The following is an 18,950-nucleotide window of genomic DNA, read 5'->3' as shown; positions in this document are numbered from 1 at the left end:
TCCGCACGGCGAGACGGCTCGCCTGGCTGATCGAGATCACGGCGTCAAGGTAACACGAGGATCGTGTCCTGCGCGACGGGTGGATATCGCGGCCTAGTGTTGTCACCATGACGACCTCAACCGACAAGCGCCGCGTCGCGGTGGTCACCGGCGCCAGTGCCGGCATTGGCGAAGCGACAGCCAAAAACCTTGCGTCCCTTGGTTTTCACGTGGTCTGCGTAGCCCGTCGCGAGGGTCCCATCCAAGCGCTGGCCGCCGAGATCGACGGCACCGCGATTGTGGCGGACGTCACTGACCCGGTCGCGGTCGCGTCGCTGGCCGAACAGCTGGATCGCGTCGACGTGCTCGTCAACAACGCCGGCGGCGCCCGCGGCCTGGAGTCGGTGGCCGAGGCCGATATCGAGCACTGGCGCTGGATGTGGGAGTCCAACGTGCTGGGCACCCTGCAGGTCACCAAGGCACTGCTGGGAAAGCTGATCGACTCCGGTGACGGGCTCATCGTGACCGTCACCTCGATCGCCGCGCTGGAGACCTACGACAACGGTTCGGGCTACACCTCGGCCAAGCACGCCCAGGGCGTGCTGCACCGCACCCTGCGCAGTGAATTGTTCGGAAAGCCGGTGCGGCTCACCGAAGTTGCGCCGGGAATGGTCAAGACCGACTTCTCGCTGAACCGTTTCGACGGTGACGAGGGCCGCGCCGAGAAGGTGTACGCCGGGGTGACCCCGCTGGTCGCCGAGGACATCGCCGAGGTCATCGGGTTCGTCGCCAGCCGACCGTCGCACGTCGACCTGGACCTGATCGTGGTTCGGCCGCGCGATCAGGTGACCGGCGCGACCGGCTCCCGGATCAACCGCCGGACCTAACGGCCCGCGGTCGTCGGCGTCGAAGTCGAAGTCGTCGGGTTTGCCGACGGCGTCGGCGCGCCGCTCGGGGTGACCGGGGCGGTCACCGGGATGCCCGAGGGCGGGCTGTTCTTGCTCAGCGCGGACATGGCCTGCCACTCACTCCACGGCACCGCCCAGTCCCAGATGTCGCCATCGGCGTAGGACAGGTCGATGCGGGTGCCGGTCACCTCGACCGGGTCGCCGTACATCGCGGTCTGGAAGTACTGCTCGGCATCGGTCAGCGAGAGGTTGATGCAGCCGTTGGTGACGTTGCTGTTGCCCTGGGCGCCCGAGCTGGCCGGGTTGGCGTGGATGAACTCACCGTTGTTGGAGATGCGCACCGCGAAGCGTTCCCGCACGTTGGCGTAGCCCGCGGCCGGGTTGGTCATGTAGAAGTCCTCGTACTTCTCGGTGACCACGTGGATACCGCTGCGCGTCACGTTGCGGTCCAGGTCGCCCTCGCCGTAGCTGCACGGGAAGTCCATGATGACCGCGCCGGTCCCGTCGAGCACCTGGATGCGGTGGCTGGACGCCTCGGCCTTGACCACCTGGCGGCGGCCGATGGTGAAGTCCAGAGTCGAATCCGCCGCGCCATAGGCCTGCGGCCCGAACTTCACCCCGTAGAGGTCGGCGTCCACGTGCACGGTGGTGCCTGCCGGGTAGTACTCCTTGGTCCGCCAGTGCACCCGCGAACCGCCTGCCTCATCCGGCAGCCAGGCCCAACTGCCCTCCACCGCGGGGGTGGTGGTGACCTTGAGCGCCTTCTCCACGTCGGCGCGGTGCTCGTCGGCGATGGCCGCGTCGAATTGCAGGATGATCGGCGCCGCGACTCCGACGGTCTGACCGTCGGACAACTGGAACTGGCCGTTGACGGTGGTCTGCGGGTTCACCGTGCGGAAGCTGCCGGTGACCGGCACCGCCTTGCCGTCCTGGCCGACCACCGAACCGGACCAGGTGTATTCGGCCCCGTAGCCCAGCGGCTCGGAGACGGTGAACTCGGTGCGGTCGCGGTTGAGCTTGCCGGCGACCACCTTGCCGTTGGCGTTGGTCAGCGCGATCTTCTGGAACCAGCCGTCGCTGACGACGACGCCGGCGGGCGAGGTCGGGGTGATGTCGGTGGCCGCGTCGTCCGGGGTCAGCGTGAAGGTGGGCGCCTTGGCTGCGGCGGATTCCTCGACCTGCGGAGTTCCGGCGGGCTTACCGGCACAGGCCGCCAGCAGTCCGGCACCGCCCAGGCCCAGCACTGCGAGCGCACGACGCCGGCTCAGCGGTGCGTTCTCGGACTCGGCGGGTGGTCTCACGTGGACCAAGAGTACCTAGAGCGCGCACCCGACCAGCACGGGCTCGGGTGTGAGTTCGATCCCGAAACGCGCACGCACGCCATCCCGAACGGTCCTGGCCAGGGCCAGGACATCGGCGGTGCCGGCACCGCCGCGGTTGGTCAGTGCCAGCGCGTGCTTGGTGGACAACCGCGCCAGAGCGTCGTCGCCGGGATACCCCTTGCCGAAACCGGCCTGCTCGACGAGCCAGCCGGCGGCCAGTTTGACCCCGTCGGGGGCCGGATAGCGCGGAACCGGCCCGTCGACGGCGTCCCGCACTCGCTCATAGGCCTGCTCGGTAACGACCGGATTGGTGAAGAACGACCCCACGCTCCAGGTGTCGTGATCGTCATCGTCGAGCACCATGCCCTTGGCAGCACGCAGCTGCAGCACCGCCGCGCGCACCCGGTCGGGCTCGATTCGCTCCCCCGGCTCGGCGCCGAGGCGGGTGGCGAGCTCGCCGTAGCGCAGCGGCGCGGACAGGCCGTCGGCGTTGAGGGTGAACTCGACCTCGGCGACGATGACGGCCGACTGATATTTCAGCGCGCTGTGCCGGTAGCCGAAGTCCAGTCGTTGCGGATCCACCCATTCGGCCAGCCCCGTCCGGCGGTCCAGGATCCGCACCCGGGAGATGGTGTCGGCGACCTCCGCGCCGTAGGCGCCCACATTCTGGACGGGGGTGGCACCTGCGGATCCGGGGATGCCCGACAGGCACTCCAGGCCACCCAGACCGTGTTCCAGGGCGGCCACCACGACGTCATCCCACTGCGCGCCCGCCTCGGCCCGCAGTACCGCACCGTGCACCGAGATGCCGGTGGTGGCGATCCGGACCACCATCAGCCCGGTCAGATCATCGGCGAGGACGACATTGGATCCGCCGGCTAGCACCAGAACGTCCTCGGTGACCGGTAGCGCCGAGAGCGTGGCGATCAGCTGTTCGGTGGTCTCGCAGGTGATCAGACGCCGCGCCACCGGACCGATGCGCAATGTCGTCCACGGGGCGATGGCGATGTTCTCGGCAACCGCCGCACCGGCGAAAGTCGGACTGACCACGGACGCTAACGGTAGCGTGCCGACTATGCCGCGTACCCATGACATGGCGGCCGCGTACGGATGCAGCGTCGCGCAGTTGTTCGAAGCCTTCACCGACCGGACGTACTGGCTCGAGCGGCTGGAGAAGTCCGGTTGCGACGCGGTCAACCTCGACGAGCTGGCCACTCGCCCGGACGGCGGCCTCGACATCGGCACCACCCAGACCGTGCGGTTTCACCGACTGCCCGGCTTCGTCAGCCAACTCCATTCCGGCGACCTCACGCTCGTGCGCACCGAATCGTGGGCCCCGATCATCGACGGACGGACCTCGGGCACCATCACCGGTACGGTGCCCGGTGCACCGGTGCGGGTCACCGGGAAGGCCGCATTGCGCGACAGCGCCGAGGGTGCCCAGTTGAACGTGCATGTGGTGACCGAGGTGCGCATCCCGTTGGTGGGCGGCAAGATCGAGGGCTTCATCGGCGGCCAACTGGCCGAGATGGTCCGCCTGGAGCAGGAGTTCACCGAGACGTGGGTCAGGGACCACAGCTGAATCGAGCGGTCGGCTCACCACAGGGCAAACCGACCCGTGGCACCACGGGGTACAACCGGCTGCGCCGCAGCGACCGCTGGCTAGTGCACTCACCCCGGGTGCGGACCGCCCTGCACGCCGCACCCGACCCGTTGGTGGTGGATCTGGGCTACGGCGCACTGCCGATCACGACGCTGGAGTTGGCAGCGCGACTGCAGACGGTGCGCCCCGACGTGCGGGTGACGGGCCTGGAGATCCATCCCGACCGGGTCCGCCTCGCCCAGCAATCAGCCACTGCCACAGTGCAATTCGGGCTCGGCGGGTTCGAACTCGCCGGGTTGCGACCGGTACTGGTGCGGGCGTTCAACGTGCTGCGCCAGTACCCGGTCGAGGAGGTCGAGCCGGCCTGGACGCAGCTGTTGGGGCGGCTGGCCCCGGGTGGCCTGCTGGTCGACGGCACCTGCGACGAGCTCGGGCGGCGCTGCTGCTGGGTGCTTCTGGACGCCGACGGGCCGGTCAGCCTGACCCTGGCGTGCGACCCGTTCGATATCGACAGGCCGTCGGATCTGGCCGAGCGACTGCCCAAGATCCTCATCCACCGCAACATCGACGGACAACCCATCCACGCCCTGCTGGCGGCCGCCGACCGGGCCTGGGCCAGTGCGGCCGGGCACGGGGTGTTCGGCCCGCGGGTCCGCTGGCGGGCGATGCTCGCACAGCTGCGCGCCGAGGGTTTCGCCGTGGACCCGCCGCGGCGGCGATTGCGCGACGGTGTGCTCTCGGTGCCGTGGGCGACCGTCGCCGGGCACGGCTAGCCTCGAGCCATGCGGATTGCCCTGGCTCAGATCCGGTCCGGCACCGACCCGGCGGCCAACCTTGAGCTGGTCGACCGGTACACCACCGAGGCCGTCGACGCCGGCGCCCGGCTGGTGTTGTTCCCCGAGGCGACCATGTGCCGGTTCGGGGTGCCGCTGGCACCGGTCGCCGAGCCGCTGGACGGTCGCTGGGCCGACGGCGTGCGCGAGATCGCCGCGCGCACCGGCGTCACCGTCGTGGCAGGCATGTTCCGCCCGGCCGACGAGGTGCCCGCCGGTCGGGTCACCAACACCCTGCTGGCCGTGGGCGCGGGGGTCGACGCGCACTACGACAAGATCCACCTCTACGACGCATTCGGCTTCACCGAGTCCGCGACCGTCGCCGCGGGCTCGCAGCCGACCGTCATCGACGTCGACGGGGTGGGTGTCGGGCTGACGCTGTGTTACGACGTCCGCTTCCCCGAGCTCTACCTCGAGCTCGCCGACCGTGGCGCGCAGCTCATCACGGTGCACGCGTCATGGGGCAACGGCCCCGGCAAGCTCGACCAGTGGACCTTGCTCGCACGGGCCAGGGCCATCGACACCACCGGCATCGTCGCGGCTGTCGGGCAGGCCTACCCCGGCGATGCGATCGCCGCGCTGGGCCCGACCGGCGTCGGGGGCAGCCTGGTCGCCTCGGCGACCGGCGAGATCATCGCCGCGGCGCACGCCGATCCGCAGCTGGTGGTGACCGATATCGACCTCGCGGCGGCCGCGAAGGCCCGGGACACCATCGCGGTGCTGGTTAACCGCGTCCCATTCGCTAAGGCACAATCGACTGCGTGACCGATCCCTGGGCCCGCCCCACCGACGGCGTGAACCCGCCTCCGTCCGAAGCGCCGGCAGCAATGCCCGCCGAACCGACGGTGTCGACGTCCACATCGACCCCGGCATCGACTCCCCCGTCGAGCACACCGCCGTCGAACTCGAACAAGTTCACCAAGCTCTTCCGCGATCCGCTGTCGATCGTGCTGGTGGTGGTGATCGTCGGCGCCCTGGCCCTGGCCGGCGTCGTGGGCGCCGAGCTGATCGCCCGCAAGATCGCCGACGACACCGTCTCGCGCGTCACCTCCTGCGTCGTGCAGGACAACGTCGACGTGTCGTTCGGCCCCCGGCCGTTCCTGCTGCAGCACTTCGCCAAGAACTACAACAACATCACCGCGACCACGGCGGGCAACCGCATCCGTGAGGCCGAGGGGATGAAGGCCGAGATCGTCATCAACGACGTCCGGGTCACCGGCAACCCCGAGTCACCCGGCACCGTCGGGGCGCTGGACGCCACCATCACGTGGTCGGCGGACGGCATCAAACGCACCATCCAGAACGCGGTGCCGCTGGTCGGTAGCTTCGTCAACGGTGTGACCACCAATCCCGCCGACGGGACCGTGGAGCTGCAGGGCACGCTGGGCAGCATCGTCGCCAAGCCCGAGGTGCGTAACCAGGAGCTGACGCTGACGGTGGAGCGGTTGACCGGCCTCGGCTTCGTGCTCCCGCGGGAGAGCGTGCAGCCGGCGCTGGACGCCTTCCTCAAGCAGATGACCGAGAACTATCCGATGGGCATCCACGCCGACAGCGTCGAGGTCACCGATACCGGCGTGGTCGCGAAGTTCTCCACCCGCAACGGTGTCATGCCCCCGGGCCGCAGCGGCGCCGGCGGCGACCCCTGCTTCGCCGGGTTGCCCTAAAAGGGTTCTTCGGTGCCGCCGGGATTACAGCCGGCGGCGACCATCTCGGCGTCGGTGACGACGGGCCGCCACGGTTCCAGATTCCAGCTCGTCTTACCGGGCTCGACGAACTCGGCGAACTGCCAGTGACAGTTGAACTGGGACTGCATGCCCGGGATATCGGCCTCGGGCGACAAGGACAGCACCTGCGACCAGGCCTGATCCTGCTGGATCTGGGTGCCCGGAATCGCGGCCTGCGCCCGGCCGAGGGCCGTCGGATACACGCGCAGGCTCTTCAGATCGCCCCACTGCACCCATTCGGTGTGGTCGACATAGGCCGGCCCGGCATGCGCCACCGGTGTACCGAGCAGCAGTCCCGCCGAACAGAGGACGACGGCGGCGATATTGCTGTGACGCATCTGTTCAGCGCGACTTTCCCTGGATCTCCAGCAGCTTGGGCCGCACGTCGACCAGATACACGCCGGCGGCGCAGGCACCGATCGCGGCGCCGAACCCGCCGCTGATCAGCAGGCTCAACAGCACTCCGGCACCGAGGATCAGCAGCCACACCGGCTTGGTGAGCTTGCCCGCGGCGGTGTAGGCGTCCGGGCGCTGCATCGCGGCGTGGATGAACGCGTAGAGGCCCACCAGGGCGACGACAATGCCCAGGGCAAAAAGAATGGCACCCGCCAGGTTTGCAAGCATCACACTTGCAGCCTATGCGGGTGCCACCTTGTTGGCGAACCTACTTCTGGGTGACCTTCTTGGCCGGAGCCTTCTTGGCGGCCGGAGCGGCGGCCTTCTTGGCCGGGGCCTTCTTCGCCGGCGCCTTCTTGGCTGGGGCGGCCTTGGCGGGCTCGGCGGCCTCGGCGCGCTTGGGCAGCTCGACGCCGACCAGCTTGGCGGCACGCTCGCCGACCGCGCGGGTCTGGCTGGCGACGGTGCCCAGCGCATCCTGGGTCAGCTCGACGGCCTGGTCGGTGACCTCTTCGACGCGCGAGGCTGCCTCTTCCAGCGCCGGCTGGTTGCGCAGCCGCTCCAGGGCGGCCTCACCGCGCTCGACCAGCTTGTTGTACTGGCTCTGCGCCTCGTCGGCGTACTTGTCGGCGAGCTTGCGCAGCTCCTCGGAGGTGAGCTTGTCGCGCAGCTCGTCGAACTGCGACGGCAGGTCTTCCTGGAGCTTGGTCAGCCGGGCGCGGCCTTCCTCGACGCGGGTCTCGGCATCGGAGCGGGCATCACCGGCGCGGTCGCGCAGGGTTTCGACGATCTCGTTGACCTTGGCCAGTGCCAGGTCGGCGGCGCCGACCGCGGCCAGCAGCGGGGCCTTGAGGTCTTCGATGGTGGGCTGATTCTTCTCGGTCATGACGTTTCCTTTCAGACAGTGGACGGTTGCGGCGGTGCGGCGTCTTCGGTGTCGAGATGGGCGATCTCGGCCTGTGCGTCGGCCTTCTGCGCGGCCTCGGCTTCCGCTTCGTTCTGCTGGCAGAACGACGTGTAGATGTCGAGCAGCACCTGCTTCTGCCGCTCGGTGATGGCGGTATCGGTGACGATGGCGTCGCGCACTTTGTTGCCTTCGCTGGGTTCGAGCATCCCGGCCTGGATGTAGAGCACCTCGGCAGAGACACGGAGTGCCTTGGCGATCTGGTTGAGCACATCAGCCGACGGTTTCCGCAGTCCCCGCTCGATCTGACTGAGGTAGGGATTGCTGACCCCGGCCTTCTCGGCGAGTTGGCGCACCGATACCTGCGCCGCCTCACGCTGAGTCCTGATGTAGCTGCCGATGTCCTGCGCAGCGTTGGCCACAACGCCGGCGAGGTTGTCGTCCTGCGTCATGGTGCCTCCTTCATCCGTCGCTTGTGGCTGACGGTTTCCACGGTGGCACGAAAGTGCTAACTATTGCAAGCAGTCTGCTAGCAGTCTCAGAAGAGCACCTGCGCGATGGTGTAGATGGTCAGGCCTGCCAACGATCCGACCACGGTGCCGTTGATACGGATGAACTGCAGGTCACGGCCCACATGGAGCTCGATTCGCCGACTCGCCTCGTCGGCATCCCAGCGTTCGATCGTCTCGGTGATGATCGCTGTGATCTCCGTCCCATACTGCGACACCAGGTGCTGTGCGCCCCGGACGATCCAGGCGTCGACCTTGGTCCGCAGGTCGGCGTCGTCGCGCAGCGACTCCCCGATCCGGATCACCGTGTCGGCCACCCGACCGCGCAATGCCGAGGACGGATCCTCCACCGATTCCAGCAGGATGCGCTTGGCCGCCGTCCACGCCGTCTCGGCGGCGCGGGCGACCTCGTCGCGGGCCATGATCTGTTCTTTGACGTTCTCGGCCCGCTGGATGGTGGCGGCGTCGTTCTGCAGGTCACCGGCGAACTCGAAGAGGAATTTCGTGGCCGAGCGGCGCAGCTCGTGGTTGGGGTCGCGGCGCACCTTGTCGGTGAAGTCCATCAGCTCGCGATGGATGCGATCGCCGACCAGGTGGTCCACCCAGCGCGGCGACCAGGTCGGGGAATCCCGCTCGATCACCCGCTCGATGACCTCGCCGGAGTTCAGCGACCACTGGAAGGCGCGGTCGGCCAGCAGTTGCAGCAGCGCCTCCTGGCGCCCCTCGTCGAGCAGGCTGGTGAGCACCCGGCCGATCGGCGGACCCCATTGGGGCTCGGCGATGCGCTTGACGATCATCCGGTCCAGCACCTGCTGGACATCCTCATCGCGCAGCATCTCCACCAACACCCGCAGCACCGTCGCGACCTCAGCGGCGACCCTCTCGGCGTTGCGTTCATCGGCGAGCCACTTGCCGGTGCGCGATGCGACGTCGGCGTCACGCAGCTTGGTCTCGATCACATCGGGGGACATGAAGTTCTCCCGCACGAAGGTGCCCAACCCCTCGCCGAGCTGGTCCTTCTTGCGTTTGATGATCGCGGTGTGCGGAATCGGGATACCGAGGGGATGCTTGAACAGCGCGGTCACCGCGAACCAGTCGGCCAACGCGCCGACCATGCCCGCCTCCGCCGCGGCCCGCACGTAACCCACCCACGGCGCGGCGTCACCGCGCGACTGCAGCCAGGTGCACGCCAGGAACACCACGGTCGCACCGACCAGGAAACCGGTCGCCACGATCTTCATCCGGCGCAATGCCAGCCTGCGCTGTTCGTCGGCCACCGAATCGGCACCGGCCAGCGACTCAGCAAAACTTGTCCGCACCACTCCCCCATCATCCGCCAACGCGCAGCCGGCTCGTCCACCGTAGTATCAAGGCGACCTAGTGAACGGAATGGAACTCTCGACGGTGGCACAGCAGGGCTCCGCGGCGGTGAAGACAGACGGCCGCAAACGACGCTGGCATCAGCACAAAGTCGAACGGCGCAATGAGCTCGTCGACGGCACGCTGGAGGCCATCCGCCGCCGTGGCGCCAATGTGAGCATGGACGAGATCGCCGCCGAGATCGGCGTCTCCAAGACGGTGCTCTACCGCTATTTCGTCGACAAGAACGATCTGACGACCGCGGTCATGATGCGCTTCGCCCAGACCACCCTCATCCCCAACATGGCCGCCGCGCTGTCGACCGATCTGGATGGCTACGCGCTGGTCCGGGAGATCATCCGGGTCTACGTCGACACGGTGGCCTCCGAGCCCGAGCCGTACCGATTCGTCATGTCCAACAACTCCTCGGCGCGGACCAAGGCGATCAACGATTCCGAGCAGATCATCGCCAGGATGCTGGCCGTGATGTTGCGTCGCCGGATGCAGGCCGCGGGCATGGACACCGGCGGGGTCGAGCCGTGGGCGTTCCACATCGTCGGTGGGGTGCAGCTGGCCACCCACTCGTGGATGTCCAACCAGCGGATGAGCGCCGATCAGCTGATCGACTACCTGACGATGCTGTCCTGGAGCGCGCTGCGCGGCATCGTCGAGGTCGGCGGATCGCTGGAGAGATTCAACGCCCAGGCCCATCCGCCACCCGCGCTGCCGCCACACCTGCTTGACTGAGCTGTTGTGAGCCAGGACAACACCTCCGAACTGTCGAAGCTGTGGAGCCACGAACCCCACACCCACCTGAAGTTCCGCCCCGGTGACAAGGTCTCCGAGATCGACGCCGAGGCCACCCCGGGGTTCACCGGGTCCAAGTCCGACGCCCCTGCCCTGGCCGCCGAGCGCGGTGAGCGGTTCGCAGGTCTGCAGGAGATGCTCTACGCCAACAGCCGCAGTGGTGACAGGCGTTCGGTGCTGCTGGTGCTACAGGGCATGGACACCGCGGGCAAGGGCGGAATCGTCAAACATGTTGTGGGAGCTGGAAACCCGCAGGGAATCCAGTACACCAGCTTCGGTAAGCCGACGCCGGAAGAGCTCTCGCACCACTACCTGTGGCGGATCAACAAGGCATTGCCGTCGGCCGGGCACATCGGCGTCTTCGATCGATCGCACTACGAGGACGTCCTGATCGTGCGCGTGCACAATCTGGTACCGCCGGACGTCTGGGGCGCGCGCTACGACGAGATCAACGCCTTCGAGCGCGAGCTCGTCGACACCGGCACCACCATCGTCAAGGTGGCGATGTTCGTCTCGCTCGACGAACAGAAGCAGCGGTTGGCCGACCGCCTGGACCGGCCGGACAAATACTGGAAGTACAACCCCGCCGATATCGACGAGCGGCTGAAATGGCCGCTGTACCAAGAGGCGTACCAGGCGATGTTGGACAAGACCTCGACCGACTACGCACCGTGGCACATCGTGCCGTGCAACCGGAAGTGGTACAGCCGGCTGGCGGTCCTGGAGCTGCTGATCGAGGCCCTCAAGAGCCTGGATCTGAGTTGGCCGCCCGCCGAGTTCGACGTCGAGGCCGAGAAGAAGCGGCTGGCTTCGGCCTGACTTTCGAGCCGAGGGACCCCGGCCGCGACGGTGTACTCAGATCGAGTTATCGGCTGATTTCTCGATCTGAGTGCACTTTCGACGCGGAATGCGCCTACTTGACGAGCGTGAACTGCCCGATGTTGGTGATACCGCGACGGAAGAAATCGGCGCAGCCGACCAGGTACTTCATGTACCGGTCGTAGACCTCCTGGCCCTGCATGGCGATCGCCTCATCCTTGGCCGCCTCCAGGTTGGCCGCCCACATGTCCAGCGTGCGGGCGTAGTGCGGCTGCAGCAGGTGAATGCGCTGCAGATCGAACCCGGTGTCCGCGGCCAACTTCTCGATGTCCTCGACGGCAGGCAGCTGGCCGCCTGGGAAGATCTCCTCGCCGATGAACTTCATGAACTTCAGGTCGCTGAGGGTGACCTTGATGCCGTTGGTGCGGAAGAACTCCTGGGTGTGGGCCAGGATCGTGTGCAGCAGCATCCGGCCGTCGCTGGGCAGGATGTCGTAGGCACGTTGGAAGAACAGCGGGTAGCGCTCGGCCTTGAAAGCTTCGAACGCTCCGATGGACACGATGCGGTCGACGGGCTCGTTGAACTCTTCCCAGCCCTGCAGCCGGATCTCGACGTTGCGCTTGGTGTCGATCTTGGCCAGCCGCTCGCGGGCGTACTCGGACTGCGCCTTGCTCAGCGTGATGCCGATGACGTTGACGTCGTAGTTGATCAACGCGCGTTCGAGCGCGCCACCCCAGCCGCAGCCGATATCGAGCAGCGTCATCCCCGGCTCCAGCGCCAATTTGCCCAGCGCCAGATCGAATTTGGCGTTCTGCGACTCATCGAGGGTCATATCCTCGCGCTCGTAATAGCCGCAGGTATAGCCCATCGTGGGTCCGAGGAACAGTGCGAAGAAGTCGTTGGAGATGTCGTAGATGGACTGCGACTCCTCGTAGTACGGCTCCAGACCGGACTCAACCTTCGACATACGAAAACAACCCCTGGTGTTGATCAGAAATGACGTTGGCAGGCGCTCACGATTCAGCGGCCCCCGTATCGCATTCGACGACTTTACCCCATGCGGCTCGGCCAGATCGTTAGCCAAGCTCAGTAATCGTAGAAGCCCTTACCCGACTTCTTGCCGAGGTGACCTGCCTCGACCATGCGCAGGAGCAGCGGCGGCGGGCCGTACAGCGGCTCCTTGAACTCCTCGTACATCTTGTCGGCGATCAGCTTAAGGGTGTCGAGTCCGACCAGGTCGGACAAGCGGAGCGGGCCCATCGGGTGCGACAGCCCGCCGACGACCGCGGTGTCGACATCCTCGACGGTGGCGAAACCGGATTCGAGCATCCGGATCGCCGACAGCAGGAACGGCACCAGCAGCGCATTGACGACGAATCCCGAGCGATCCGAACACCGCACCACCTGCTTGCCCAGCACGTTGGCGGCGAAATCCTCGACCCGTGCGGCGGCCGCCTCGTCGGTGACCAGCGTCGAGATCAACTCGACCAGCGGCAGCACCGGCACCGGGTTGAAGAAGTGCAGACCCAGCACCCGCTGCGGGTTCTGCGTCGCCGCAGCGATCTTCATGATCGGAATGCTGGAGGTGTTCGACGCCAGCACCGCATCGGGGTCGGTGATCACCCGGTCGAGCTCGGCGAAGACCTTCGCCTTGACGTTCTCATCCTCGACGATCGCCTCGATGGTCAGCTGCCGGTCGGCCATATCGGCCAGGCTGGTGGTGAAGGCCAATCGCGCGACGGCCGCATCACGGTCGGCCTCGCTGAGCTTGCCCTTGGCGGCGGCCCGGTCCAGCGACGCGGTGATCCGCGTGCGGCCCGCGGCGATCAGATCGTCATTGGGTTCGAAGACCAGCACCTGGGCTCCGGCCTTGGCACACACTTCGGCGATCCCGGCGCCCATCTGCCCGGCGCCGATGACACCCACGCGTTCGATGCTCAACTGTTTCTCCTTGACTCCGGACAGCCGTCAGGCCCCGCCCGCAATGCACGGACGGGGCCTGACGCTATCAACAGCAATTCCTAGTGGAACTGGCCCTCTTCGGTCGAACCGGCCAGCGCGGTGGTCGAGCTGGTCGGGTCCACGGTGGTGGCGATCCGGTCGAAGTAGCCGGCGCCGACCTCGCGCTGGTGCTTGGTGGCGGTGTAGCCACGCTCTTCGGCGGCGAACTCGCGCTCCTGCAGCTCGACGTAGGCGCTCATCTGGTTGCGGGCGTACCCGTAGGCCAGATCGAACATCGAGTAGTTCAGGGCGTGGAAGCCGGCGAGGGTGATGAACTGGAACTTGAAGCCCATCGCGCCGAGCTCCTTCTGGAACTTCGCGATGGTGGCGTCGTCGAGGTGCTGCTTCCAGTTGAACGACGGCGAGCAGTTGTAGGCCAGCATCTGGTCCGGGAACTCGCTCTTGACGCCCTCGGCGAACTTCTTGGCCAGCTCCAGGTCCGGGGTGCCGGTCTCCATCCAGATCAGATCGGAGTACGGCGCGTAGGCCTTGGCACGGGCGATGCACGGCTCCAGGCCGTTCTTCACGCGGTAGAAGCCTTCGGCGGTGCGCTCACCGGTGATGAAGGGCTGGTCGCGCTCGTCGACATCGGAGGTGATCAGGGTGGCGGCCTCGGCATCGGTACGGGCGATGACGACGGTCGGCACGTCGGCGACGTCGGCCGCGAGGCGCGCCGAGGTCAGCGTGCGGATGTGCTGCTGGGTGGGGATGAGCACCTTGCCACCGAGGTGGCCACACTTCTTCTCCGAGGCCAGCTGGTCTTCCCAGTGCGAGCCGGCGACACCGGCGGCGATCATGGCCTTCTGCAGCTCGTAGACGTTCAGCGCGCCACCGAAGCCGGCCTCGCCGTCGGCGACGATCGGGGCCAACCAGTTCTCGACCGAGGTGTCACCCTCGACCTTGGCGATCTCGTCGGCACGCAGCAGTGCGTTGTTGATGCGGCGGATGACCTGCGGCACCGAGTTGGCCGGGTACAGGCTCTGGTCGGGGTAGGTGTGACCGGACAGGTTCGCGTCACCGGCGACCTGCCACCCGGACAGGTAGATGGCCTTCAGGCCGGCACGCACCTGCTGCACGGCCATGTTGCCGGTCAGCGCGCCGAGCGAGTTGACGAAATCCATGTCGTGGAGCTGCTCCCACAGCACCTCGGCACCACGGCGGGCCAGCGTCGCCTCTTCGACGACGGTGCCCTGCAGCGCGACGACGTCCTTGGGGGTGTAGGTGCGGGTGATGCCCTTCCAGCGGGGGTTGTGGTCCCAGTCGTGCTGGATCTGTTCCGGGCTCTTCGGCGTGCCAACGGTGGACATGGTTGCTCCTATCGATTCGGCAACTCGATTTTGTTAACGCTGCAGCGATTTCCACTGAGCTGATACGTCGAGCATGCCTCACGCTATATCCGCAGGTCCACCCGTTTCGCTTGCCAATTTTGTCCAACACGGTCAGCCATGTTGCTAACTTTGCAAATCGGTGAGTCCGCTTTACCGGTTCAGAACCTACCGATCGGTAGCCAGTTTGCGCTGGTCAGTACGCCCGTACTGTTAAACGGCGGGGGTCACCGATTGAAGATCGCCGCCACCGCTTTGGTCTCGTCGCCGACGGCATATGTGAGCGTTGTAACAGTCCGGTCGGTCAGTTCTGGACCGAATCGATCGGTTGAACCGGCCGGGTAGGTGTGCCGGATGATCTCCAACTCGTCGCCCAGCGCCACCGGCAGGTCGTGCTCGATGGTCACCCGCAGCGGCCTTTCCAGCAGTTCCGGCCGGGTGCCGAGAAAGTCCTCGACGACGCTCCAGTACACCGAGTTGTTCATGTGGTCGAAGATGTCGATATCGCTGACGCGGACCGGATAGGGCCGGATCTCCTCGGCATCCGCGCGGTCGCCGGCCCTCAGGTAGGCCTTCCAGCGGAGCCGGTCGACATCGGTGGTGCGGCGCAGACCGGCCAGGAAGTCGTCGGAGATCCGAGCCGGTCCCTGCGTCTCGGCGTTGATGTTGATCCAGAACGCCTCCGATTCCATCAGTCCGCCCTTACGGCCATCTATGCGGACCCGCATCTCACACCATCGGTTCGACGTGCCGGAACACCAGCGCCGCAACCGCAGCATGTCCTTGAACTCGATCGGCCGGATCAGGTCGACCATCGTGCGCCGCACGATCCACAGCGGGTGAGTTTCCTCATAACCCATCTCCCGCAGCTGATCGGACCCGATGTCCTGGATGTGCCGGGTGGCGGCATCGAATTTCAGTCGGCCGGTCCGGTCCACGTCGGCGACCCGCAGCGGCCACTGGGTGTCGAACACATCGGGGTGCGGATCGGGCACGGGCATCATGGTCTTGGCCAAGCCGGTCATTCCTCCAATATGGCCTGCGAAGAATGCAAAGCCAACCTTTGCAACGCTCATTAGGCTGGACGGGTGGCCAAGACCTTCGTCGGATCCAGGGTCCGTCAGCTACGACGGGAACGCGGCTTCAGCCAGGCCGCGCTGGCTCAGATGCTCGACATCTCCCCCAGCTACCTCAACCAGATCGAACACGACGTCCGGCCGTTGACGGTGTCGGTGCTGCTGCGCATCACCGAGGTGTTCGGCGTGGACGCCGGGTTCTTCGCATCCCAGGACGACACCCGCCTGGTCGCCGAGTTGCGCGAGGTCACCCTCGACCGTGATCTGGACATCGATATCGACGCGGGCGAACTCGCCGATATCGTCAGCGCCCATCCGGCAATCGCACGGGCCATGGTCAACCTGCATCAGCGATACCGGCTCACCACCACCCAGCTGGCCGCCGCCACCGAAGGCCGGTTCAGCACATCGGAATCCGGTTCCGGTGCGATCACCATGCCGCATGAAGAAGTCCGCGACTACTTCTACCAACGGCAGAATTACCTGCACGAACTCGACACCGCCGCAGAGGATCTGACGATCCGGATGCGCATGCACCGCGCCGAGCTGACCCGCGAGCTCTCCGACCGGCTTACCCGCGTGCACGGGGTTCGCATCGTGCGGCGCACCGATCTCGGCGACAACGTACTGCACCGCTACGACCCACAGACCCGCACCCTGCAGGTCGGTGACCACCTGTCGGGCGGGCAGTTCGTCTTCAAGCTGGCAGCCGAACTGGGCCACCTGGAATTCGGTGATCTGATCGACAAGCTGGTCGAGGACGGCCATTTCACCAGCGACGAGTCGCGCACCCTGGCCAGGCTGGGACTGGCGAACTATTTCGCCGCGGCAATCGTGCTGCCGTACAGGCAGTTCCATGAGATCGCAGGTAATTTCCGGTACGACGTCGAGCGGCTGTCGGCGCACTACGCGGTATCGTATGAGACCGTCGCACACCGGCTCTCGACCTTGCAACGACCCGATATGCGCGGCGTACCACTGTCATTCGTGCGCGTCGACCGGGCGGGCAACATGTCCAAGCGTCAGTCGGCCACCGGTTTCCACTTCTCGTCCAGCGGCGGCACCTGTCCGCTGTGGAACGTCTACGAGACCTTCGCCAACCCGGGCAAGATCCTTGTCCAGATCGCCCAGATGCCCGACGGCCGCAACTACATGTGGGTCGCACGCACCGTGGAACGACGCGCGGCGCGCTACGGCCAGCCCGGGAAGACGTTCGCGATAGGCCTGGGCTGCGAACTGCGCCACGCCCACCGGCTGGTCTACTCCGAGGGTCTGGACCTGGCGGGAGATCGGGTCACCGCCACTCCGATCGGCGCCGGCTGCCGGGTCTGCGAACGCGACAACTGCACCCAGCGCGCCTTCCCCGCCCTGGGTAAGGCGCTCGACCTCGACGAGCACCGCAGCACAGTGTCCCCGTATCTGGTGCGCACTACCTAGACTCGGGTGCGTGAGCGCCGATACCGCACCTGCCCGTATCCCGCCCGGCGGATTCCGTGAGCTCGGCCCGCTGAACTGGGCGATCGCCAAGATCGGCGCCCGTGGCATCCGGGCCCCCAAGTTCCATCTGTTCAACGTGCTCGGCCAGCATCGGCTGTTGTTCCTGGCCTGGCTGCCGTTCTCCGGGTATCTGCTCTATGCGGGCAAGCTCGATCGCAAGGATGCCGAGCTGGTGATCCTGCGGGTCGGGCACCTGCGCAATTGTGAGTACGAGCTACAACAGCACCGGCGGCTGGCGCGCAGCCGGGGCCTCAAGGCCGATGTGCAGGCCGCGATCTTCGAAGGTCCCGACGCCGACGGCCTGACCCCGCACCAGCGGGTGCTCATCGCCGCGACCGACGAGTTCGTCGTCACCCGGTCGATGTCCCCCGAGACCTGGAGCGCACTGTCGAAGATCTACGACCGCGCGCAGATCATCGAGTTCTGCACACTGGCCGGCCAGTACGACGCGCTGGCCGCCACCATGGAGACGCTGCGTATTCCCTTGGACTTCCCGGACTAGTGGGCCTTCTCGGCCATCACCACGCAGTCACCGCCGAGCGCCTTGGCCTCGTACATCGCCCGGTCCGCGGCCGGGATGACACCGTCGAGCCCGGAGACCGGCTCGGTGCACACCGCCACGCCGACGCTGACGGTCACCCGCGGCTCGTCGGGCACGGCCACCGAGGCCCGGATGCGTTCGGCGACCCAGTGCGCCTGATCGGCCATGATGCGGTCGACCACCAAGAACTCTTCCCCGCCCCAGCGCACCACCACCGCGTGCGGGCAGACGCTGGATCTGATCCGGCGGGCGGTGCGGATCAACACCTGATCGCCCACGACGTGGCCGAGGTCGTCGTTGACGGCCTTGAAACCGTCGACGTCGATCAGCAGCGCGCACAGGTCGGTATCGGGTGGTGCGGACTCGTTGAGCCGACGCACCGCAGCGTCGAGGCCGCGCCGATTGGTCAGTTCGGTCAATGGATCGGTGACGGACTGGATGGAGCTGCCCTGTAGCAGCCAGAAACCGAATTGCAGCGCGGGCAGGATGCACACCGTCACCGCCAGCGCGATCACCGAGCGCGACACGGCGACCTGCAGGCCATAACTGTCGGCGCTCAGCAGCATCCACACCGCGATGCCCAGCACCGATGCCACGCACCACACAATGTGGGCGACGTGCAGCTTGGGCCCATGGAAGAAGACGACGTAACCGCCCGCGCACAGCAGGATCGGGATACCCGACATCGCCAGGTTGGGGTCGCCGAACAGCAACGCCGACAGCGTCATGATGACGTCGACATAGGCGACCAGCAGCGCCGAGACACGTTCGCTGGGCCAGGGCCGCAACGCCCAGCGCGCCGACCATGCCAGCGAGCCGATAGACACCACCGCCCACCCGGCCCGGATCAGCGTCGTGTCGTTGACCGGGGGAACGAAGATGTTGACAGCACCGAGCACGCCCATGACGGCGCCGATGCCGGCGATCAGATAGCGCAGAACCGGGAGCATCCCACGGCTACGCAGGAACTCGATCCGCCACTCGTAGTCGTCACGCTGACGCCACCATTGAAGAAGTAGCTCACCCCGCGCGCCATCCCCCACGGGGTCATTCTTACCGAAAGCAAACGTCTACAAGTACGTGACGGCCAGAACTGTCAACGTCAGCAACATCGGCGCGACCGGAACCGACCACAGGAACGCGGTGGCGACCCGGTCCTTCCGTTGGTGGGCCCGCCAGCCCAGCGCCGCGATGACACCCGCCAGCACGGTGATCACACCGGATACGACGAGCACCCAGAACGGGACATTGCTGGTGTTGATCGCCAGTGAGATGGCCACCAGCCACAGGATGTGGCCGATCACCAGACCGCCGATGGCGGCGACGATCACTGCCCTGGTCGGCACG

Annotated in this window: 22 protein-coding genes; 9 read left to right on the top strand and 13 right to left on the bottom strand. The window is 66.7% G+C overall.

Annotation, left to right across the window (positions count from 1 at the left end; genetic code table 11):
• The first annotated feature begins 107 nt into the window (after positions 1-107).
• Positions 108-866: an SDR family oxidoreductase gene (locus IC40_RS0108140; protein ID WP_030134246.1), complete on the top strand. Its 759-nt coding sequence runs from the start codon at positions 108-110 to the stop codon at positions 864-866.
• Here IC40_RS0108140 and IC40_RS0108135 read toward each other — a convergent pair.
• Together IC40_RS0108135 and IC40_RS0108130 are read right to left on the bottom strand one after the other, a co-directional pair.
• Positions 863-2,188: a L,D-transpeptidase gene (locus IC40_RS0108135; protein WP_030134245.1), complete on the bottom strand. Its 1,326-nt coding sequence runs from the start codon at positions 2,186-2,188 to the stop codon at positions 863-865. The genes IC40_RS0108140 and IC40_RS0108135 overlap by 4 nt on opposite strands.
• A gap of 15 nt (positions 2,189-2,203) precedes the next feature.
• Positions 2,204-3,259 carry a UDP-N-acetylmuramate dehydrogenase gene (locus tag IC40_RS0108130; RefSeq protein WP_030134244.1) on the bottom strand — a complete coding sequence of 352 codons (1,056 nt, stop codon included), beginning with the start codon at positions 3,257-3,259 and terminating at the stop codon, positions 2,204-2,206.
• Positions 3,260-3,284: 25 nt separating this feature from the next.
• Between IC40_RS0108130 and IC40_RS0108125 the strand changes: the two genes are divergently transcribed.
• Genes IC40_RS0108125 through IC40_RS0108110 form a run of 4 tightly spaced genes read left to right on the top strand, consistent with a single transcriptional unit; the run spans position 3,285 to position 6,309 of the window.
• Entirely contained in the window at positions 3,285-3,791 is a 507-nt protein-coding gene (locus tag IC40_RS0108125) for a DUF2505 domain-containing protein (protein WP_030134243.1), read from the top strand.
• A complete protein-coding gene (locus tag IC40_RS0108120; protein ID WP_420891995.1) occupies positions 3,770-4,585 on the top strand; it encodes a class I SAM-dependent methyltransferase in 816 nt (271 codons plus the stop codon). The genes IC40_RS0108125 and IC40_RS0108120 overlap by 22 nt, the downstream gene beginning before the upstream one ends.
• A 9-nt stretch (positions 4,586-4,594) precedes the next feature.
• Positions 4,595-5,410: a carbon-nitrogen hydrolase family protein gene (locus IC40_RS0108115; protein ID WP_030134241.1), complete on the top strand. Its 816-nt coding sequence runs from the start codon at positions 4,595-4,597 to the stop codon at positions 5,408-5,410.
• Entirely contained in the window at positions 5,407-6,309 is a 903-nt protein-coding gene (locus IC40_RS0108110) for an LmeA family phospholipid-binding protein (RefSeq protein ID WP_030134240.1), read from the top strand. Before IC40_RS0108115 ends, IC40_RS0108110 begins: the two co-directional genes overlap by 4 nt.
• On the opposite strand, the gene IC40_RS0108105 is transcribed toward IC40_RS0108110, so the two are convergent.
• The 5 genes from IC40_RS0108105 to IC40_RS0108085 form a co-directional block, all read right to left on the bottom strand.
• Positions 6,306-6,707 carry a DUF2599 domain-containing protein gene (locus IC40_RS0108105; RefSeq protein ID WP_030134239.1) on the bottom strand — a complete coding sequence of 134 codons (402 nt, stop codon included), beginning with the start codon at positions 6,705-6,707 and terminating at the stop codon, positions 6,306-6,308. The genes IC40_RS0108110 and IC40_RS0108105 overlap by 4 nt on opposite strands.
• A 4-nt stretch (positions 6,708-6,711) precedes the next feature.
• A complete protein-coding gene (locus IC40_RS0108100) occupies positions 6,712-6,993 on the bottom strand; it encodes a DUF2516 family protein (RefSeq protein ID WP_187697576.1) in 282 nt (93 codons plus the stop codon).
• 40 nt (positions 6,994-7,033) lie between these two features.
• Positions 7,034-7,651, bottom strand: coding sequence for a heparin-binding hemagglutinin (locus tag IC40_RS0108095; RefSeq protein WP_030134238.1), 618 nt, complete (start codon positions 7,649-7,651; stop codon positions 7,034-7,036).
• A gap of 11 nt (positions 7,652-7,662) precedes the next feature.
• Entirely contained in the window at positions 7,663-8,121 is a 459-nt protein-coding gene (locus IC40_RS0108090) for a helix-turn-helix domain-containing protein (protein WP_030134237.1), read from the bottom strand.
• Positions 8,122-8,207: 86 nt separating this feature from the next.
• The gene (locus tag IC40_RS0108085; RefSeq protein WP_191293501.1) at positions 8,208-9,500 is read right to left on the bottom strand and encodes a DUF445 domain-containing protein; all 1,293 of its coding nucleotides are present in this window, start codon (positions 9,498-9,500) and stop codon (positions 8,208-8,210) included.
• 82 nt (positions 9,501-9,582) lie between these two features.
• On the opposite strand from IC40_RS0108085, the gene IC40_RS0108080 reads away from it, so the two are divergent.
• Positions 9,583-10,284 (top strand): TetR/AcrR family transcriptional regulator, encoded by a 702-nt coding sequence (locus tag IC40_RS0108080; protein WP_030134235.1) that lies wholly within the window; start codon positions 9,583-9,585, stop codon positions 10,282-10,284.
• 6 nt (positions 10,285-10,290) lie between these two features.
• Positions 10,291-11,163 (top strand): polyphosphate kinase 2 family protein, encoded by an 873-nt coding sequence (locus tag IC40_RS0108075; RefSeq protein ID WP_030134234.1) that lies wholly within the window; start codon positions 10,291-10,293, stop codon positions 11,161-11,163.
• A 94-nt stretch (positions 11,164-11,257) separates the two neighbouring features.
• Here the strand turns inward: IC40_RS0108075 and IC40_RS0108070 are convergent, their stop codons facing one another.
• The 4 genes from IC40_RS0108070 to IC40_RS0108055 all read right to left on the bottom strand — a co-directional run bounded on the left by IC40_RS0108070 (position 11,258) and on the right by IC40_RS0108055 (position 15,514).
• On the bottom strand, positions 11,258-12,130 hold the full coding sequence (locus tag IC40_RS0108070) for a cyclopropane mycolic acid synthase family methyltransferase (RefSeq protein ID WP_030134233.1): 873 nt from the start codon (positions 12,128-12,130) through the stop codon (positions 11,258-11,260).
• A 119-nt stretch (positions 12,131-12,249) separates the two neighbouring features.
• Positions 12,250-13,104, bottom strand: coding sequence for a 3-hydroxybutyryl-CoA dehydrogenase (locus tag IC40_RS0108065; protein WP_030134232.1), 855 nt, complete (start codon positions 13,102-13,104; stop codon positions 12,250-12,252).
• An 80-nt stretch (positions 13,105-13,184) separates the two neighbouring features.
• On the bottom strand, positions 13,185-14,471 hold the full coding sequence (aceA, locus tag IC40_RS0108060) for an isocitrate lyase (RefSeq protein WP_030134231.1): 1,287 nt from the start codon (positions 14,469-14,471) through the stop codon (positions 13,185-13,187).
• Between the two features lie 245 nt (positions 14,472-14,716).
• Positions 14,717-15,514 carry an acyl-[acyl-carrier-protein] thioesterase gene (locus tag IC40_RS0108055; RefSeq protein WP_030134230.1) on the bottom strand — a complete coding sequence of 266 codons (798 nt, stop codon included), beginning with the start codon at positions 15,512-15,514 and terminating at the stop codon, positions 14,717-14,719.
• Between the two features lie 63 nt (positions 15,515-15,577).
• Here IC40_RS0108055 and ramB point away from each other — a divergent pair, with 63 nt between their 5' ends.
• Positions 15,578-17,002 carry an acetate metabolism transcriptional regulator RamB gene (gene ramB / locus IC40_RS0108050; protein WP_030134229.1) on the top strand — a complete coding sequence of 475 codons (1,425 nt, stop codon included), beginning with the start codon at positions 15,578-15,580 and terminating at the stop codon, positions 17,000-17,002.
• A gap of 10 nt (positions 17,003-17,012) precedes the next feature.
• The gene (locus IC40_RS0108045; protein ID WP_019513776.1) at positions 17,013-17,564 is read left to right on the top strand and encodes a carboxymuconolactone decarboxylase family protein; all 552 of its coding nucleotides are present in this window, start codon (positions 17,013-17,015) and stop codon (positions 17,562-17,564) included.
• Here the strand turns inward: IC40_RS0108045 and IC40_RS0108040 are convergent.
• Positions 17,561-18,646 carry a GGDEF domain-containing protein gene (locus IC40_RS0108040; RefSeq protein WP_030134228.1) on the bottom strand — a complete coding sequence of 362 codons (1,086 nt, stop codon included), beginning with the start codon at positions 18,644-18,646 and terminating at the stop codon, positions 17,561-17,563. The genes IC40_RS0108045 and IC40_RS0108040 overlap by 4 nt on opposite strands.
• Before the next feature lie 27 nt (positions 18,647-18,673).
• The gene (locus IC40_RS0108035; protein ID WP_234411520.1) at positions 18,674-18,949 is read right to left on the bottom strand and encodes a hypothetical protein; all 276 of its coding nucleotides are present in this window, start codon (positions 18,947-18,949) and stop codon (positions 18,674-18,676) included.
• Position 18,950: the final 1 nt, after the last annotated feature.

Origin of the sequence: Mycolicibacterium neoaurum ATCC 25795 (assembly GCF_000691525.1) — a bacterium.
Classification (GTDB): Bacteria; Actinomycetota; Actinomycetes; order Mycobacteriales; family Mycobacteriaceae; genus Mycobacterium; species Mycobacterium neoaurum.
This window is presented reverse-complemented; position numbering and strand designations above follow the sequence as displayed.